Origin of the sequence: Pseudomonas sp. DrBHI1 (genome assembly GCF_002205115.1) — a bacterium.
In the GTDB taxonomy this organism is placed as follows: domain Bacteria; phylum Pseudomonadota; class Gammaproteobacteria; order Pseudomonadales; family Pseudomonadaceae; genus Aquipseudomonas; species Aquipseudomonas mosselii.
In genome coordinates this window covers 79,177-96,316 of the sequence record NZ_NIBE01000107.1, presented here as the reverse complement: position 1 = coordinate 96,316, position 17,140 = coordinate 79,177, and the positions used below count along the sequence as shown (strand labels likewise).

At 65.5% G+C, this 17,140-nt stretch carries 21 protein-coding genes; 12 read left to right on the top strand and 9 right to left on the bottom strand.

Annotated elements, in window-relative coordinates; all coding sequences use genetic code 11:
- Positions 1 to 34: 34 nt before the first annotated feature.
- Entirely contained in the window at positions 35 to 493 is a 459-nt protein-coding gene (locus CC207_RS21475; RefSeq protein ID WP_046856697.1) for an Lrp/AsnC family transcriptional regulator, read from the bottom strand.
- Between the two features lie 151 nt (positions 494 to 644).
- Here CC207_RS21475 and CC207_RS21470 point away from each other — a divergent pair, with 151 nt between their 5' ends.
- On the top strand, positions 645 to 1,820 hold the full coding sequence (locus CC207_RS21470) for a PLP-dependent aspartate aminotransferase family protein (protein WP_062574858.1): 1,176 nt from the start codon (positions 645 to 647) through the stop codon (positions 1,818 to 1,820).
- Positions 1,821 to 1,872: 52 nt separating this feature from the next.
- On the opposite strand, the gene CC207_RS21465 is transcribed toward CC207_RS21470, so the two are convergent.
- The gene (locus CC207_RS21465; protein WP_028693018.1) at positions 1,873 to 2,109 is read right to left on the bottom strand and encodes a DUF465 domain-containing protein; all 237 of its coding nucleotides are present in this window, start codon (positions 2,107 to 2,109) and stop codon (positions 1,873 to 1,875) included.
- Between the two features lie 116 nt (positions 2,110 to 2,225).
- On the opposite strand from CC207_RS21465, the gene CC207_RS21460 reads away from it, so the two are divergent.
- The 5 genes from CC207_RS21460 (at position 2,226) to CC207_RS21440 (ending at position 6,918) form a co-directional block, all read left to right on the top strand.
- Positions 2,226 to 2,591, top strand: coding sequence for a 5-carboxymethyl-2-hydroxymuconate Delta-isomerase (locus CC207_RS21460; protein ID WP_069016395.1), 366 nt, complete (start codon positions 2,226 to 2,228; stop codon positions 2,589 to 2,591).
- Between the two features lie 164 nt (positions 2,592 to 2,755).
- Complete coding sequence (locus CC207_RS21455; RefSeq protein ID WP_069016396.1) at positions 2,756 to 4,393, top strand: phosphoethanolamine transferase; 1,638 nt, start codon at positions 2,756 to 2,758, stop codon at positions 4,391 to 4,393.
- A 93-nt stretch (positions 4,394 to 4,486) separates the two neighbouring features.
- Positions 4,487 to 5,620, top strand: a complete 1,134-nt coding sequence (rnd, locus tag CC207_RS21450; protein ID WP_028693021.1) for a ribonuclease D — start codon at positions 4,487 to 4,489, stop codon at positions 5,618 to 5,620.
- Entirely contained in the window at positions 5,617 to 5,910 is a 294-nt protein-coding gene (locus CC207_RS21445) for a YcgL domain-containing protein (RefSeq protein ID WP_028693022.1), read from the top strand. The genes rnd and CC207_RS21445 overlap by 4 nt, the downstream gene beginning before the upstream one ends.
- Positions 5,911 to 5,985: 75 nt before the next feature.
- Positions 5,986 to 6,918, top strand: coding sequence for a D-2-hydroxyacid dehydrogenase (locus CC207_RS21440; protein WP_028693023.1), 933 nt, complete (start codon positions 5,986 to 5,988; stop codon positions 6,916 to 6,918).
- 81 nt (positions 6,919 to 6,999) lie between these two features.
- Here the strand turns inward: CC207_RS21440 and CC207_RS21435 are convergent, their stop codons facing one another.
- Positions 7,000 to 7,593, bottom strand: a complete 594-nt coding sequence (locus CC207_RS21435) for a nitroreductase family protein (protein WP_028693024.1) — start codon at positions 7,591 to 7,593, stop codon at positions 7,000 to 7,002.
- A gap of 145 nt (positions 7,594 to 7,738) precedes the next feature.
- Between CC207_RS21435 and CC207_RS21430 the strand changes: the two genes are divergently transcribed.
- Together CC207_RS21430 and CC207_RS21425 are read left to right on the top strand one after the other, a co-directional pair.
- Entirely contained in the window at positions 7,739 to 8,188 is a 450-nt protein-coding gene (locus tag CC207_RS21430) for a YcgN family cysteine cluster protein (protein WP_088852719.1), read from the top strand.
- A 24-nt stretch (positions 8,189 to 8,212) separates the two neighbouring features.
- Entirely contained in the window at positions 8,213 to 9,421 is a 1,209-nt protein-coding gene (locus CC207_RS21425) for a hypothetical protein (protein ID WP_088852718.1), read from the top strand.
- A 90-nt stretch (positions 9,422 to 9,511) separates the two neighbouring features.
- Here the strand turns inward: CC207_RS21425 and CC207_RS21420 are convergent, their stop codons facing one another.
- The 3 genes from CC207_RS21420 to CC207_RS21410 form a co-directional block, all read right to left on the bottom strand.
- Entirely contained in the window at positions 9,512 to 9,835 is a 324-nt protein-coding gene (locus tag CC207_RS21420) for a YgaP-like transmembrane domain (protein WP_028693027.1), read from the bottom strand.
- A gap of 336 nt (positions 9,836 to 10,171) precedes the next feature.
- Positions 10,172 to 10,642 carry an RNA methyltransferase gene (locus CC207_RS21415; RefSeq protein WP_028693028.1) on the bottom strand — a complete coding sequence of 157 codons (471 nt, stop codon included), beginning with the start codon at positions 10,640 to 10,642 and terminating at the stop codon, positions 10,172 to 10,174.
- A 73-nt stretch (positions 10,643 to 10,715) separates the two neighbouring features.
- Positions 10,716 to 11,081 (bottom strand): YajD family HNH nuclease, encoded by a 366-nt coding sequence (locus tag CC207_RS21410; protein ID WP_023632486.1) that lies wholly within the window; start codon positions 11,079 to 11,081, stop codon positions 10,716 to 10,718.
- Between the two features lie 132 nt (positions 11,082 to 11,213).
- Here CC207_RS21410 and CC207_RS21405 point away from each other — a divergent pair, with 132 nt between their 5' ends.
- Positions 11,214 to 11,489, top strand: coding sequence for a hypothetical protein (locus CC207_RS21405; protein ID WP_028693029.1), 276 nt, complete (start codon positions 11,214 to 11,216; stop codon positions 11,487 to 11,489).
- Here CC207_RS21405 and CC207_RS21400 read toward each other — a convergent pair.
- Together CC207_RS21400 and CC207_RS21395 are read right to left on the bottom strand one after the other, a co-directional pair.
- Complete coding sequence (locus CC207_RS21400) at positions 11,486 to 11,959, bottom strand: cyclic nucleotide-binding domain-containing protein (protein WP_028693030.1); 474 nt, start codon at positions 11,957 to 11,959, stop codon at positions 11,486 to 11,488. The two genes, CC207_RS21405 and CC207_RS21400, sit on opposite strands and share 4 nt — an antisense overlap.
- Before the next feature lie 183 nt (positions 11,960 to 12,142).
- Entirely contained in the window at positions 12,143 to 14,185 is a 2,043-nt protein-coding gene (locus tag CC207_RS21395; RefSeq protein ID WP_088852717.1) for a S9 family peptidase, read from the bottom strand.
- Between the two features lie 185 nt (positions 14,186 to 14,370).
- Between CC207_RS21395 and CC207_RS21390 the strand changes: the two genes are divergently transcribed.
- The 3 genes from CC207_RS21390 to CC207_RS21380 are packed head-to-tail and all read left to right on the top strand — an operon-like array spanning position 14,371 to position 16,200.
- On the top strand, positions 14,371 to 14,880 hold the full coding sequence (locus tag CC207_RS21390) for a hypothetical protein (protein WP_062360569.1): 510 nt from the start codon (positions 14,371 to 14,373) through the stop codon (positions 14,878 to 14,880).
- A 15-nt stretch (positions 14,881 to 14,895) separates the two neighbouring features.
- Entirely contained in the window at positions 14,896 to 15,669 is a 774-nt protein-coding gene (locus tag CC207_RS21385; RefSeq protein WP_028693033.1) for a class II glutamine amidotransferase, read from the top strand.
- Between the two features lie 9 nt (positions 15,670 to 15,678).
- The gene (locus tag CC207_RS21380; protein ID WP_028693034.1) at positions 15,679 to 16,200 is read left to right on the top strand and encodes a DUF2937 family protein; all 522 of its coding nucleotides are present in this window, start codon (positions 15,679 to 15,681) and stop codon (positions 16,198 to 16,200) included.
- 21 nt (positions 16,201 to 16,221) lie between these two features.
- Here the strand turns inward: CC207_RS21380 and CC207_RS21375 are convergent, their stop codons facing one another.
- Complete coding sequence (locus tag CC207_RS21375) at positions 16,222 to 17,133, bottom strand: LysR family transcriptional regulator (protein WP_028693035.1); 912 nt, start codon at positions 17,131 to 17,133, stop codon at positions 16,222 to 16,224.
- Positions 17,134 to 17,140: the final 7 nt, after the last annotated feature.

The window sequence follows — 17,140 nt, the reverse complement described above, 5'->3', positions numbered from 1 at the left end:
AAGCCCGCTCCCACGCCACCGCCTCCGCCCGCTCCTAGCGCCCCACCGGGTACGCCGTGGTGTACTTCATCTGCTCCATGGCAAAGCTCGAGGTGATGTTCGACAGCCCGTCGGTGCTGGTGATCAACTTCTTGTAGAAGCGGTCGTAGGCGGCAATGTCGCCCACCACCACCCGCAGCATGTAGTCCCAGTCGCCAGACATGCGGTAGACCTCCATCACCTCCTCGAACGCCGTCACCGTGGCGGCGAACTGCGCCAGCCAGGCGCTGTCGTGGCGCTGCGTCTTGAGCTGGACGAACACCGTCAGGCCCAGGCCCAGGCGCTCGGGGTCGAGCAGGGCGACGCGGCCGCGGATGTAGCCTTCCTCTTCCAATCGCTTGACCCGCTTCCAGCACGGCGTGGTGGACAGGTTGACCGCCTCGGCCAGGTCCTTGAGTGACAGCGACGCGTCGCGCTGGAGCAGGGTGAGGATATGCTGGTCGAAACTGTCCATGATGTCGTCAGGTGGGGTGGAGGAAAGTTTTCCAAGGTTAGCCGCATGCTGAGAACGTTGAAACCCTTTCAGGCGCTTCGTCGACAGCAACGTTCCGTTGGCGCCGAGGCCCGGCGGATATGAGATAGTGGCGGTTTTCCATCCTCAGTCAATGGACCCGACCATGTCCGACAAACCGCGCAATTTTGCCACCCGCACCATCCACGCCGGCGAGCAGTCCAGCGTCGCCGACAACGCCATCTTCCCGGCCATCGTCACTTCCAGCTCGTTCATCAAGCGCGGCCTGGACGACAACCCCGAATACGCCTACAGCCGGGTCAGCAACCCGACCCGGCATGCCTACGAGACCTGCGTGGCCGCACTGGAGGAGGGCGTCGGCGCGGTCGCCTGCGCCTCGGGCGTCAGCGCCACCGCCACGGTGCTCGAACTGCTGTCCAAGGACGCCCATGTGGTGGTGATGAACGGTGTCTATGGCGGCACCTTCCGCCTGCTGGAAGACTACCGTGGACGTACCTCGGGCCTGACCACCACCTATGTCGACCTCAACGACGTCGAGGCCGTGGCCGCGGCGATCCGCCCGGACACGCAACTGATCTGGATCGAGTCGCCGACCAACCCGCTGCTACACCTGGTGGACATCAAGGCGGTCTGCGACCTGGCCCGCGCCCGTGGGGTGATGACCTGTATCGACAACACCTTCTGCTCGCCCTGGAACCAGCAGCCGATCACCCTGGGCGTGGACCTGGTGATGCATTCGGCGAGCAAGTACATCGGCGGCCACTCCGACCTGACCGGCGGCGTGGTGGTGGCGGCCAATCACGAGCTGCTGGGCCGTTTGCGCAAGATCAGCATGGCGGTCGGCGCGATCCAGGGGCCGTTCGACTGCTACCTGGCGCTGCGCGGGCTGAAGACCCTCGATGTACGCATGGAGCGCCAGAGCGCCAATGCCCTGCGCGTGGCGCAGTTCCTCGAACAGCATCCGCAGGTCGAGCAGGTCTACTACCCGGGGCTGGAAAGCCATCCGCAGCATGAACTGAGCAAGCGTCAGATGCGCACCGGCGGTGCGGTGGTGGCGTTGCGCATCAAGGGAGATCGGGCCGCGGTCAACCGCCTGGTCGAGGCGCTGTCGATCTTTGTCCTGGCCGATTCGCTGGGCGGCGTGGAGAGCATGATCAACCACTCCTGGAGCATGTCGCACAACTCCCTGAGCCCGGAGCAGAAGGGCGTGATGGGGATCAGCGAGAACCTGGTGCGATTGTCGATCGGGATCGAGGACTACCGGGATCTGATCGAGGACCTGGATGCTGCGTTGAAGGCGTCCGCGTAACGACCGCCGACGCTATCGCGGGCTTGCCCCGCGATGGCGTCAGTGAGGGGAATCAGGATTTGGGCGGATGGACGATCCGTTCGATCTTGTCCTTGAGCAGCAGGCGTTCCCTGCGCAGCAGGTTGACGGTGTCGTCGTTGGTGGCGTTGCCCTCGGCGGCCACCACTTCCTTGTCCTTGGCGTTGTATTCCTTGTGCAGCTTGTGCAGGTCCTGGTTCTTGTCGATGAGGGCCTGGAACTGGTCGGCGGTCACGTGCAGGTCTGCGAGCAAATCATGCGGAACTGGCATTTCTTCACCTCTCTCAGGGTTGGTAAACGAGCCTGAACCAAGAGGATAGTCGCCTTTGCCGCATTGCGGGACTGGGTTAGGCTGTCGCCCATCCCTGCGTAACCGGAACCTGCGCCATGCCTCACCTGAACCTGGAATACAGCGACAACCTGCGCGAACTCAACGTCGATGTGCTGCTGCTGCGACTGAATCACGCCCTGGTCGGCAGCGGCCAGTTCGCCGAAGAGCTGGACATCAAGAGCCGTGCCCAGGCCTTCGCCCAGTATCGGGTCGGTACCGCGCCGAGCGAGCGGGCCTTCGCCCATGTGCGCCTGGCGATCCTCAGCGGACGCACGCCGCAAGTGAAACAGCAGTTGTCCAACAGCCTGCTCGAGGTACTGCGCGAAGCGATCCCCGGCCAGCCCGGTCTGGACATCCAGCTGTGCGTGGAGGTCCTGGACATCGATCGCGAGCCGTACGCCAAGCTTCGCCTGCCTGGCTGAATGGCAGCTGAATGAAAGTTGTTTAACCGATGAAAGATGTCGACAGACTAATTGTTGGCGTCTTTTTCACAAAAAATTGATGCTAGGCTTTCTAGAGTTCGGCCAACTTTCCAACCTGCCCGTCCGGGCGCGTTGGCCGCTGATGAACTCTTATTGCGAACGCCATGCTGAAACTCAAATCCCTGCGGACCGAATGGGTCACGCTGCTGGCCAGCCTGTACCTGTTGATCGGCTTCAACACCTTGCTTTGGCAACACCTGGAGTCCATCGTGCCGCCGGGCATGGTGGGGTTGTGGCTGAGCCTGGCATTCGCCGTGCTGATGCTGTTCGCCTTCAATCTCATACTCACCTTGCTGGCGTTTCGTTATGTACTGAAACCGGTATTGATCGTGTTGTTCCTCAGTGGCGCAAGTGTCGCTTACTTCATGAATCAATATGGTGTACTTATTGATGCCGGCATGTTCCGCAATGTCGCTGAAACCAATGTCGCGGAAGTGCGCGACCTGCTCTCGCTGAAGTTTGCCGTTTATATCCTGCTGCTGGGTGTGCTGCCGTCGCTGCTGGTATGGAAGGCCAGGATCGACTATCGCCCGTGGCACCGCGAGCTGCTGGGCAAGCTGGTGGTCAGCGGTGCCTGCGTCGCAGCCTTGGGTTCGGTAGCGCTGGTCAACTATCAGGGGTTGGCGTCGCTGTTTCGCAATCACCATGAACTGCGCCTGATGCTCACGCCGAGCAATATCGTCGGGGCTTCCATCGGCTATGTCAGCGAGCAAGTGGGCAGCGCCACCCGGCCGTTCCAGCCATATGGCGAAGATGCCCGTCGCGACAGCGCCTGGCAGCAGCACGCACGCAAGTCACTGACCGTGCTGGTGGTCGGTGAAAGTGCCCGGGCGGATAACTTCGGCCTGCTCGGCTATGCCCGCGACACCACGCCACGGCTGGCCAAGGAGCAGGGCCTGCTGAGCTTCACCGATGTCCATTCCTGCGGCACCGAGACCGCCGTGTCGGTGCCCTGCATGTTCTCCGGCATGCCGCGCAAGGACTACGACGCACGCGTGGCCAAGAACCGTGAAGGGTTGCTCGACATCCTCCAGCGCGCAGGGTTGGCGGTGCAGTGGCGTGATAACCAGTCCGGCTGCAAGGGCACCTGCGACCGGGTGCAATTTATCGATGTAAGCAACCTCAAGGACCCGGCGCTGTGCGCCAGTGGCGAGTGCCATGACGAGATCCTGCTGCAGGGCCTGGCCGAGCTGCTGGACAACCTCGACCAGGACACCGTGCTGGTGCTGCACCAGATGGGCAGCCATGGCCCCGAGTACTTCAAGCGCTACCCCGCGGGCAACGAAGCCTTCACCCCGGTGTGCCGCAGCAACGCCCTGAACCAGTGCAGCCAGCAGGCGATCGTCAACGGCTACGACAACACCGTGGCCTACACCGACAAGGTGCTGGCCACCCTGATCGACACCTTGCGCAGCCGACAGGACAAGGTCGACACCGCGATGATCTATCTTTCAGACCATGGCGAATCGCTGGGCGAGTACAACCTGTTCCTGCACGGCACGCCCTACATGATCGCGCCGGACCAGCAAAAGCACGTGCCGCTGCTGGCCTGGTTCTCCGACAGCTACCGCCAGGATTTCGGCCTGGACACCGAATGCCTGGGCAAGCTGCGTGATGCGCCGCTGTCCCAGGACAACCTGTTCCACTCGATGCTCGGGCTGTTGCAGGTGCGCACCGAGGTCTACCAGCGATCGCTGGACATGTTCGCCAGCTGCCGGCCGTGGCTGGCGGCCAAACGCTGAGCGGTCGACCGCCCGGCACCATGGATGGCGCGAGGTTTCACCCCCAGGGGCCGCGCCGTATATACTGCGCGCCAATGTTAGTGGGAGAGCCTCGTGGCCATCGAAATACACTGGATCCGTGACGACCAGAACCTGGCCGAACACTGCCGAAGCTGGCGCGAACAGCCCTTCGTGGCCCTCGACACCGAATTCATGCGGGTCGACACCTTCTACCCAAAGGCCGGCCTGATCCAGATCGGTGTCGGCCAGTGCGCCTACCTCATCGACCCCCTGCTGATCCGCGACTGGCAGCCGCTGGCCGGGCTGCTCGAGGACAGCGGCGTGGTCAAGGTGCTGCATGCCTGCAGCGAAGACCTGGAAGTGCTGCTGCGCCTGACCGGCAAGCTACCCCAGCCGTTGTTCGACACCCAGCTGGCCGCCGGCTACCTGAACATCGGTTTCTCCATGGGCTATTCGCGCCTGGTGCAAGAGGTGCTGGGGCTCGAGCTGCCCAAGGGCGAGACCCGCTCCGACTGGCTGCAGCGCCCGCTGTCCGACACTCAGGTGAGCTACGCCGCCGAGGACGCCGTGCACCTGGCCGAGCTGTTCGATGCCCTGCGCCCGCGCCTGTCGGATGACAAGTACGCCTGGGTGCTGGAAGACGGCGCCGAACTGGTCGCCGCGCTGCGCCGTGAAGTCGAGCCCGAAACCCTGTACCGCGACGTCAAGCTGGCCTGGAAGCTCGGTCGCCAGCAACTGGCGGTGCTCCGTGAACTGTGCGCCTGGCGCGAACGTGAGGCCCGCAGCCGCGATGTGCCGCGTAACCGCATCCTCAAGGAACACTCGCTGTGGCCCATGGCCAGGAGCCAGCCCGACAGCCCGTCGGCACTGGCGAAAATCGAAGAGATGCACCCGCGCACCATCCGCCAGGACGGTGAGCAGCTGATCCAGCTGATCAAGCGTGCCGCCAGCCAGCCGCAGGAGCAATGGCCAGAGCCGCTGCCCGAGCCGCTGCCGATCGAAGCCGCCGGCATCCTCAAGCGCCTGCGCGCCATCGGCCAGGCCGAGGGTGAGCGGCTGGGCATCGCCCCGGAACTGATGCTGCGCAAGAAAGCCCTCGAAGCCCTGCTCAAGAGCGGCTACCCCGACGGTCCCTATCAACTGCCCGATTCGCTGCGCGGCTGGCGTCGCGAACGCATGGGCCAGGCCCTGCTGGACGACCTGGCGGGCGCCGGAGATTCCCGATGAAACGTATCTGCTCGATCTACAAGAGCCCACGCAAGAATGAAATGTACCTCTACGTGCTCAAGGCCGAGGGCCTGGAGCGTGTGCCGGAGGCGCTGCTGCCATTCTTCGGCAAGCCGGTGCATGCTTTCGACCTGGTGCTGACGCCTGAGCGCACACTGGCCCGCGAGGACATCGCCAAGGTGCTGGAGAACCTCGACAAGCAGGGCTACCACCTGCAGATGCCACCGCCGGAAGACGACTACATCGAGCACTTGCCCGAAGAGCTGCTGCGTCGCAACGACCCGGCCTGACCCAGGCGCGGTTCCCTTTTTACCTGCGGCCCGCCTGGCGGGCCGCTTCCGTTGTTTGCCAAGGTTGTGTGTCACATGCGCGTTCTGATCGCTGAACAGGATCATGCCAACTATGCTCGCCTGCTGGGCGAAGCGGCACCGGACCTGGAAGTCCTGACCAGCGGCGACTCCGCCGAACTGGCACGCCTGGCCCCCGATTGCCCGGTGTGGCTGGGCCAGCCGGACCTGCTGGCCAGTCTGTTGCGCCAGGGCCACAAGCCTCGCTGGATGCAGTCGACCTGGGCCGGGATCACCCCGTTGCTGGCCGACGGCCTGCCACGCGACTACCGCCTGACCAGGGCGGTGGGCATCTTCGGCCAGGTGATGGCCGAGTACATGCTCACCTACATGCTCGGCCATGAGCGCGATGTGCTGTCGCGACTGGTCAGCCAGGTCGAGCGGCGCTGGGATGACCGCCCGGGGCGGACCCTGGAAGGGCGGCGGGTGCTGATCGTCGGTACCGGCGATATCGGCCAGCGGGTGGCCGAGTTCCTCGTGCCGTTCGGTGTCATCCTGCACGGTGTGGCCAGCAGCGCCCGCAAGCAGGCGCCCTTCGTCGAAGTGGCGGGCCTCGACCAGCTGCCGCGCCTGGTCGGCCAGGCCGACTACGTGCTCAACCTGCTGCCCGATACCCCGGCCACCCACGACCTGTACGATGCGGCGCTGTTCAAGTGCTTCCGGCCCAGTGCCTTGTTCATCAATGCCGGGCGTGGCGTGGCGGTAGTTGATGCCGATCTGGTCGAAGCGCTCAAGCAGGGCCATCTGGCTGGCGCGGTGATCGATGTCTGCCGCCAGGAACCATTGCCCCAGCGCCATCCGTTCTGGACCGCCTGGGGACTGCTGCTGACCGGGCACAGCTCGGCGCCGACCTCGCCGGCGGCGATGGTGCGGTTGTTCGTGGAGAATGCGCGGGCCTATGCGGTGGAGCAGGCCCTGCGGGGCGAGGTGGATTTCGCGAGGGGTTACTGAAAGAGGTTTGCCTGATGCGACCTCATCGCGGGGCAAGCCCGTTTCCACGGGCACCTGCCTCGCGATAAGGCGATCACAACCTTAGAGGCTGAACTCACCTTCGGCCGCCAGCTCGCTCAGCGGTCGGCGCGGGCTCGGCACTTCGCGGGCCTGCAGGCCTTCGGCCAGGGTCGCCTTGTCGCCCAGCTTGCCGATCGCCACCATCGCATGCAGTGCGTAGCCCTCGGGGATCTTCAGCTCGCTGCGCGCCAGGTCCTGGTCGAAGCCGGCCATGCCATGGCTGTGCCAGCCGCTGATGCTCGCCTGCAGCGCCAGATGGCCCCAGGCTGAGCCGGTGTCGAAGGTGTGCCACAGCGCAGGCTTTTCTTCATCGGAGCCGGGCGCTGCGAAGGTGGTCTTGGAGATGATCAGCACCAGCGCCGAAGCGTGCTGCGCCCAGCTGCGGTTGAACTCGTTGAGGATGCCCAGGTAGCGTTCCCAGCTCGGCGTGTCGCGGCGGGCGTAAAGGAAGCGCCACGGCTGCGAGTTGTAGGCCGACGGAGCCCAGCGCGCGGCCTCGAGGAAGCTCAGCAAGGTTTCCTGGCTGATCGGCTCGGCGGTGAAGGCGCGGGGCGACCAGCGATTGATGAACTGCTCGTTGATGGCATAGTCGGCGATGCGTGGGGTGGCGCTCATGGGTGCTCCTGCAAGGGCGGGGGAAAATACCGCACGCTACTGCGTCCGGTGAGCACTGACAAGCGGTCTGGCGTTGCCGCCGGACTGCCTCTAGACTGGCGCCGCCGCGCGCCGCGGCTTGACGTTGACTGCAGGAAACCGTGTGATGATCGCCGATACCGCGCCCTTCTGGCGGCGCAAGACCCTCGACCAGCTCGATGACCAGGAATGGGAGTCGCTCTGCGACGGCTGCGGCCTGTGCTGTCTGCAGAAACTCGAGGACGAGGAAGACAACAGCGTCTATTACACGAGTATCGCCTGCAAGCTGCTGGACCTGCAGTCGTGCCAGTGCAGCGACTACCCCAATCGCTTCGAGCACGTCCCCGACTGCATCCAGCTGACCCCCGGCAAGGCCGACCAGTTCAAGTGGCTGCCGCCCACCTGCGGTTACCGCCTGGTCAGCGAGGGACAGGACCTGCCGGCCTGGCACCACCTGGTCAGCGGTGATCGCCAGCAGGTGCATGAGCAGCGCATCTCCCGGTCGGGGCGCATGCTCAGCGAGAACGACGTGGATGAAGACGACTGGGAAGACCATCTGATCTTCCGCGCAGGTTGAGTGTCCGGGAAACAAGGAGTTTTTATGCGTCGCCTGTTGTTGCTGGTTGTCGGCCTGCTGGCCAGTTCGCAGGTCCTGGCGAAGAAGGTCGACCTCGATTACCAGGTGCGCCTGCTGCCGCAGAGCGGCCAGGCCGAGGTGCGCCTGACTCTGGCCGACGGCAGTGCGGTGCGCAGCCTGGACTTCGACCTGGGCAAGCCTGGTGCCTACAGCGACTTTCTCGCCGATGGCCAGTGGCAGGTGCAGAACGGACGTGGCGTCTGGCACCCGGCGGCGGGCAAGACCAGCCTCAGCTACCGCGTGCTGCTCGACCAGCAACCCCGTGGCGGCGCCCATGAGGCGCGCATCACGCCGCACTGGGCGCTGTTCCGTGGTGACCAGCTGGTGCCGCCGGCGCGCCTCGACCAGCAGGATGGCACCGAGCTGGTCTCGCGGCTGACCTTCGACCTGCCGACGGGCTGGAAAAGCGTCGAAACCGCCTGGCCACGTATCGGCCGGCAGAAATTTCGCATCGACGATGTGTCGCGGCTGTTCGACCGGCCCACCGGCTGGATGCTCGCCGGCAACCTGGGCAGTCGTCGGGCGCGCCTGGGCGTCACAGAGGTGACCGTGGCCGCTCCGCAAGGCCAGGGCATGCGGCGCATGGACACGCTGACCCTGCTGACCTTTATCTGGCCGCAGTTGCAGGCGGTGTTCCCGCGCAACCCTCCGAAGCTGCTGCTGGTCGGTGCCCGTGACGAGATGTGGCGCGGCGTGCTGGCCGGCAACAACTCGCTGTATCTGCACAGCACGCGCCCGCTGGTCAGCGAGAACGGCACCAGCCCGGTGCTGCGTGAATTGGTGCAGCTGTTCGCCCAGATCAACGACCGCGACGGCAGCGACTGGCTGGGCGAGAGCCTGGCCGACTATTACGCCACCGAGCTGCTGCGCCGCGCTGGTGGCATGAGCGATGATCGCTACGAGGCGCTGCAGGCCCGTCAGCACAAGCTGGCTGCCAAGGTGAACCACCTCAAGGGCGCCAAGGCCGATGCCGCGCAGGTGGCCCGTGGCGTGCTGCTGCTGCAGGCGCTGGATCGCGAGATCCGCCTGCACCACCACGACAAGCGCTCGCTGGACGACGTCGCCCGTGCGCTGATGCGCCTGTCGAGCGTCAGCACCGAGGAGTTCGTGCAGATCAGCGAGAACGTGCTGGGGCGGCAGTCCGAAGCATTGCAAAGCAAGGTATTGCGCTAAGCGCAGGATCTATCGCGGCAAGCCCGTTCCCACGGCCCCGGACATCATTTTGAACGCGGGCTCGTGGAAGCGGGCTTGCCCGCGATGCTTTCAACCGCCAGTCACCGTCGCGGTACGGGTCGCCGCCTCGGCGCTGGCCTTCAGCGCCTTGAGCTCGGCAGCGCCTCGTTCTATGTCGCGATGCAGGCGCAGGTATTCGGCGCGATGCCGCAACCACCATGCCTTGGTCGAGCAATGCCCGCTCACGCCACGGGCCAGCGCCAAGCCGCCTACGGCAACCTGCAACATCCCCAGCAGGCCACCGTGGCGCAGCCCCTTGCTGATCATCAACGCGCCCCCAGCCAGGGAGCTGACGCGCTCCAGGCCGTGGACATTATGTTTCGGTGCGTCCGTTGTCCAATGGATATCGTGCATCGCCTGGTCTCCTCAGGTTGGTGATATCCAGCAGACTTTGACCAGCGTGCAAGCGTTCAGTGTAATTTGCCGCGTGGCTGCCCCGCCCAACTTCGAGGCTATCCTGAGCAAGGTGGGTTTATAACACTTGGGTGTGGGTGCCGTTGGCGAGCATGTTGGTTGTAATGAAACTTTTGATCAGCGTATTCAGTCGTGACATGGTTTGGCTGCCGTGGCTGATCTACCGCGCGCTCAGAAGCAAAAGCACAACAGCAACGGCCTACGGTAACGTTTATTTCGCCGCGTAGACGCCAGGCTTGCACGGGAGCCGGATTGGGGGGGCGCAAGGCGTGAGGGCTACTTGAACTTCGGCCCCGAGCGGGTGTTCAAGCCTTTGGCCATGCGGTCGTACAGCACCACATTCACCGTCGCCGCCAGGTTCATGCAGCCTTCTGTCGGGATGTAGATCGTCTCTTCGCACCAGCCGCGCACGTCTTCGCTCAACGAGCCATCCTCTGGCCCGAAGATGTAGATCGCCCGGTCCGGGTGGGTGTACTCAGGCAATGGCCGTGCGCCTTCCACCAGCTCCACGGCCACCGGGGTGCAGCCCAGGGGAATGATGCGCTGCAGGTCGTCGATGCCGATCAGCGGGATGTCGTAGTGCACGCGCTTGGTATCGGTGACGAAGTCGCGGGCGCGCTCATAACGCTTGCCGGTGTAGAACACCGAGTTGACGCCATAGCAGCCCGCGGCGCGCATCACCGAGCCTACGTTTTCCGCGGATTTGGGGTTGAACAGGCCGATGCAGCTGTACCGTTTGTTCGCCACGTGTCGGGGCCCTTCGTAAAAAAAGAGCGCGATTATACGGGCTTGCCGGCACGCCGGGGGCGCGAATCGACGTTCAGTCCTTCTTCATCAGCGCGGCCAGGCCGGCGAACGGGTTGTGTGTGGCCACGGCGACTTTCGGCGTGCTCAGCGAACCTTCGCTGAAATACTGCTGGTCGGTGTAGCGGGCGTGCTCGTTGTCGTGGCAGTACAGGCACAGCAACTCCCAGTTGGAGCCGTCCTGGGGGTTGTTGTCGTGGTTATGGTCGCGGTGGTGCACGGTCAGTTCCGACAGGCGTTTGCCGGAGAACTCGCGGGTGCAACGGCCGCAGACGTGGGGATACATCTTCAGCGCCTTGTCGCGGTAGCCCATTTCCTTGTCGCGCTTGGCGTCGGCGAGGATGCGGTCGAGACGGGCGGTGGCGTCGGAGGTGGAGCTCATGGTGTTACCTTTTTTCTGATCAGGGCAATGACGGTTATGCCGTTGAGTCTAGCGCGCCTGTGGGCCGGGCGGACAGGCAAAATCGCGCCATTGGGCGTAGCCTGTAGGGAGGTTTCTGACAGGAGGCTGCCGATGTTGCATGCGATCCTCGCCGCGTTGTTGCTTGGCGCTGTATCCACGGCCGACGCCGCGGGCCAGCAACGGCCGCTCACGACGGTTCCCGGGGCGCCCGGGACCGCGACGCCGACCCCTTACCCGCAGATCACCCCGAGCACGCCGCCAAAGGCCGGCGCCAACCGGCCGGGCGCGCCGCTGTTGCCGCCAATGCCGCTGCCGGGGCCACCCAAGGACCAGCCGTTGCCCGGGCTGAGCCAGGACCCGCCGAAACCGCCTGACAAGGGCCGCTAGACTTGCTGCGCCAGGCGCTGGCCATCCTGCATGCGCAGGCGTTTTGACAAGGCCACGGCGAGGGCGCGGATGATCCGTGCGGCGATGCGCGGCGCTTCGTTGAGCATCTTTTCCAGCGCGTCCTTGCCCAGGGTCAGCAGCTGGCAGTCGCTGGCGGCCACGCAGGTGGCCGAGCGGCGTTCGCCGTCGAGCACGGCCATCTCGCCGAAGGCCCGGCCCTTGCGCAGGGTGGCGATCTCCACCTGGGCGCCGTTGCCGTCGGTCTTGCGTACCGAGACCACGCCGCGATGGAGGATGCACATGAAGGTGCCGGCGTCGCCTTCGCTAAACAGGGTCTGGCCCTGGGCCACGGCGGCGAGGCTGAAGTAGCCGGCGGCGGCGAGGAAGTCACCGGGCTGCAGGGTGTCGAACAGGCCGCAGTCCATGAGCATGTCGCGGATTTCGGCGTTCAGGTGCTGGGTGTCGGGCATGTGTTGTTCTTCTTCGAATGTCTGGAAAGCGCCACAAACTGCTGGGTAAGTAGTGAGGCATCGTGGGAGCGGGCTTGACCCGCGATCAGGTTCGACCAGGCGATGACGCTGCCTGGTCTGTCCTCATCGCGGGGCAAGCCCGCTCCCACGTCAGCTTGACGCTATGACAACGAAAATCGCGTTTTACGCCACGTCCAGTTCATTGAAGACGAACGCATACTCCAGCGCCACATCGCGCAGCCCCTGGTAGCGCCCGCTCATGCCGCCGTGGCCCGCACCCATCTCGGTCTTGAGCAGCAGCAGGTTGTCGTCGGTCTTGAGCGTGCGCAGGCGCGCCACCCACTTGGCCGCCTCCCAGTACTGCACGCGGCTGTCGTTGTAGCCGGCGACCACCAGCAGCGCCGGGTAGGCCTGCGCCTTGACGTTCTCGTAGGGCGCGTAGGCCTTGATCCGCTCGTACACCTCGGGCTCCTCGGGGTTGCCCCATTCGTCGTACTCGGTGACGGTCAGCGGCAGCTCGGGGTCGAGCATGGTGTTGAGCACATCGACGAACGGCACTTCGGCGATGGCGCAACGGAACAGCTCGGGGCGCAGGTTGAGCACCGCGCCCATGAGCAGACCACCGGCACTGCCACCGCTGATCGCCAGGCGTTCGCGGGTGGTCACGCCTTCGGCGATCAGGTGCTCGGCGCAAACGATGAAGTCGTCGAAGCTGTTGTGCTTGTGCTCCTGCTTGCCGGCCCGGTACCAGGCCTCGCCCAGCTCGCCGCCGCCGCGCACATGGGCGATGGCGAAGGCCACGCCGCGCTCCAGCAGGCTCAGGCGGGCATGGGAGAACCACGGGTCGAGGCTCTCGCCGTAGGCGCCGTAGCCGTAGAGATAGAGCGGCACCGTCTTGCCTTCGTCAGCGCGACGGCGCACCAGGCTGATCGGTACCCGGGTGCCGTCCTTGGTCACCGCCCACAGACGCTGGCTGATGTAGTCGTCGGCGTCGAAGGCGCCGAGCACCGGAGTCTGCTTGAGCACCTGCTGGGCGCCCGTGGCCAGCTCCAGCTGGCGCACCTGGGCCGGGCGGTTGAGGGCTTCATAGCGCAGGCGGATGCGTGTGCTGGCGAACTCCAGGCTGTCCTGCACGTAGAGGCTGTAGGCGGCGTCCGGCAGCTCGACGCGGTAAGCCGGCAGGCCTTGCGGGTGCACTTCGATGATCGGCAGGCCGCCTTCGCGCAGGCTCAGGGACAACGCCGTGGCATTGAGGCTGAGCCCTTCGAGCATGACGTCGTCACGGTGCGGCACCAGCACCTGCCACTGCGCGCGGGTCGGCACGCTGTCGGCCGGCGCGTGGAACAGGGCGAAGTTGATGCCGTCCTGGTTGCTGCGCACGAACCAGCGCCACTGACCGTCGAGCTGGCCGTGGTCGGGGAAGTACTCATGACCTTCGACCCGCGGCGCCAGGCAGGTGAAATCAGCCTGTGGCGTGGCGGCATCGAGCACCCAGGCCTCGCTGGTGGTCTTGCTGTTGAGCAGCAGCACCAGTTGGCGCTCGGAGCTGGCGCGGTAGCAGTGCAGGAAGAAGCGCCCGTCGGGCTCCTCGAAGACCGTGGCGGCGTCGGTCTCGCCCAGGGTGTGGCGGCGCAGGCGCCAGGGGCGGTGGGTGTCGTCCAGTTCGGCGAAGAACAACGTCTGGCTGTCGTTGGCCCAGGTCATGCTGCCGTCGCAGTCGTCGAAGGGCAGGGCGGTCAGCGCGCCGTTGGCCAGGTCCTTGACGTACAGGGTGCAGATCTCGTCGCCGCTGGTGTCCAGGCTGTAGGCCAGCAGGCGGTGGTCGGGGCTGACGCTGAAGGCGCCGAGGGAAAGAAAGCCGCCATTGGCCAGGGCGTTGGGATCGAGCAGCAGCTCCTCGCGGTTTTCATCGACGGTGTTGCTGTCGTCGGCCGGGCGCGGGCAGCGGTAATGGCGCGGGTATTCGTCGCCCGCGGTGGTACGGGTGTAGTAGAGGTACGGGCCCCAGGGCGAGGGCAGCGACAGGTCGGTCTCGAGGATGCGGCCCTTGATCTCTTCGAACAGCTGTTCACGCAGCGGCGCCTGGTCGGCGAGGACGGCTTGCTGGTAGGCGTTTTCCGCTTCCAGGTAGGCCAGGACCTCGGGGGTGTCGCGCTGCTGCAGCCAGGCGTAGGGGTCTTGGCCTTCGGCTTGATGGGCGATCGGGGCGGGAAGGGGTAGGGGCATGGGTGATCTCATCGATTGTGGACCCCATCGCGGGGCAAGCCCGCTCCCACGCCTGATCGAGGTCTGGACGTGGGAGCGGGCTTGCCCCGCGAAGGGCCGCTGCAGGTCCCTTGCGGGGCGGGGGCAGCCTGCGCCGGGAAAAGTGTTTATCATAGGCATCTCTTTGCCTGGCTTGCACCCACACCATGACCGAACACGACTATACCCTCGCCTGGGGCCTGTACGCCGTTGCCGCCCTGGGCTGCCTGCTGGTGGGCTTCAAGCTGACCGGCTGGATGTGGCGCTGGTTGCGCGAGCCGCTGCGGGTGATCATCGCCGTATTGCTGTTCTCGCCGACCATCGTCGACCCGGTCAAGGAAAGCTTCGCCCCGGCCATTGCCATCACCGCGCTGGACGTCGCCTTCAAGGTCGGCAACAACGCCTGGCGCGCCGCCTCCGACCTGGCCATGTACGGCATGCTCGCCTTTGCCCTGTACATCGTCTTCGTGCTGATCCGCTGGCCGCTGGAAAAGCGTGCCCGCGAGCGCCGCGCCCAGCGTGAGGCCGCCGCCCAGCGCCAGGCCAAGGAAGAAGACGAGGTCGTGGCCGAAGCGTCCCTGGCCGCCAACCGTCAAGACCGCTACCGCGACGATCCGCCCCCCGCCCCCGTGCGCCGCTCCGGGCCCGGGCAGGGCCGCGTCGAACCCCGACTTTAAGCCAGGAGCCGCAACATGTGCGAACTGCTGGGCATGAGCGCCAACGTCCCCACCGACATCGTCTTCAGCTTCACCGGCCTGATGCAGCGCGGCGGGCGCACCGGCCCGCACCGCGATGGCTGGGGCATCGGTTTCTATGAAGGGCGCGGCCTGCGCCTGTTCCAGGACCCGGCGGCGAGCAGCGAGTCGGAAGTGGCCAACCTGGTGCAGCGTTACCCGATCAAGAGCGAAGTGGTCATCGGCCATATCCGCCAGGCCAACGTCGGCAAGGTCTGCCTGTCCAACACCCACCCGTTCGTGCGTGAGCTGTGGGGTCGCAACTGGTGCTTCGCGCACAACGGCCAGCTGGGCGATTTCACCGGCCAGCGCACGTTCTACCGGCCGATCGGCGACACCGACAGCGAAGCGGCCTTCTGCGACCTGCTCAACCGCGTGCGCGAAGCCTTCCCCGAGCCGGTCGAGGTCGAGCAACTGCTGCCAGTGCTGGTCGAAGCCTGCGCCGGGTACCGTGGCCAAGGCGTGTTCAACTGCCTGCTCAGCGACGGCGACTGGCTGTTCTGCTTCTGCTCGACCAAACTGGTGCACATCACCCGCCGCGCACCGTTCGGCGCGGCGCGGCTGAAGGATGTCGACCTGATCGTCGATTTCCACACGCAAACCACCCCCAACGACGTGGTCACGGTGATCGCCACCGAGCCGCTGACCGAGAATGAGACCTGGAACCGCTACGGGCCGGGTGAGTGGGGCTTGTGGCGGCATGGCGAGTGCATTGCCCACGGCCAGAGTTAAGGAAGCTGCATGTTCAGAAGTTACCTGCGTTTGCTGTTGTTCACCTTCGGCCTGCTGGCCGGTCTCCAGGTGCCGGGGTTGGTCAAGGACTACAGCCAGCGCGTCGAGGCGCACCTGCTCGAATCGCGCCAGGCGCTCGACGGCTTCCGCCAGACCGCGCAGCGCTTCTTCAACGGTGACCTGCAGGCGCTGGTGCGGCATTACCGGGGCAGCGACGATCCGGTGTTCAACAGCGATGCCAACAGCATCGAGAGCCTGCTGATCCGCAACCAGTTGCTCGAGCATGAATGGCAAGCCCTGCAGGGCTCGTGGGTGAGTCGCACCTGGCATGTGCTGGTGCAGCCGGAGCCGGCACTGCGCGAGGAGACGCTCAAGGGCTACAGCTACCAGATCCTGCTGGTGCCCGAGGCGATCGGCTGGGGGATCGGCAGCGGGTTCGTGCTGGCGTTTGTGGTCGAGAGCCTGTTGCTGGTGATTGGCTGGGTGATTCTTGGTGGACGGCGCAAGGCGGTGAAGGAAAGCTGGCGCTAGCTTTTCCGGCCCTGCGGCAGCTCAGACCAGCACGATCCGCTGCCCGCCCACATCCCGCGCATAGCGCTCCAGCACCTGCCGGCACACGCCGACCACCTCGTCCACCAGCGCCACGCCGGTCTGCCAGGCCACCACCAGCTCCAGGCTCGGCGGTGGCTGCAAGCCCTCCAGCAACACCAGCTCGCCGCGGCTCAGTTCGCCATCCACCAGCGCCGGCGGCAGTGCGCCGATGCCGAAGCCGTCGCGCAGCAGGCGGGTGATGGCCGCCACCGAGTTCACGCAGTTCAGGCGCGGCGTCTCGGCCCCGGCGGCCTGCAACAGGCCGAGCACCTCCTGGTGCGGTCGCGAGTTCTTCGAGAAGGTGACGATGCGCTCGCGGGCCAGTTCCGCCAGCGAGGCGTAGGTGCGGTGGTGCGGGGAGCCGGCGGCGACGATCCAGCCCATCGGGTAGCGCGCCAGGTCGTGGCTGCGGATCGACTGCTCGCGCAGCAGGTCGGTCTGCAGGATCACGTCGAGAAAACCCTTCTGCAGCTGCTCGCGCAGGTTCAGCGCGGTATCGGCCACCAGCTCAATCTCCACCTGCGGGTAGCGCTCGCCCAGCTCCGCCACCAGGGCGCTCATCCAGGTGTGGATGACCGTGTCCATCACCCCCAGGCGGATGCGTCCGGTCTTGGCCCGGTCGCTGTCCAGTGACTGCTTCATGGCCTTGGCGGTGTCGAGCATGCGCTCGGCGTACTCCAGCACCTTGGCGCCTTCCGGCGTCAGGCTGACCCCGCGGGAGTCGCGCAGCAGCAGTTTCACGCCCAGGTCGGCCTCCAGCGCGGCGATGCGGCTGGACACCGAGGCCTGGGTGGTGAACAGCTTCTCGGCGGTGAGGCGGAAGCTCCTGAGCCGGGCGACCCAGACGAAGGTTTCGAGGAAACGGAGGTTCATGATCAGT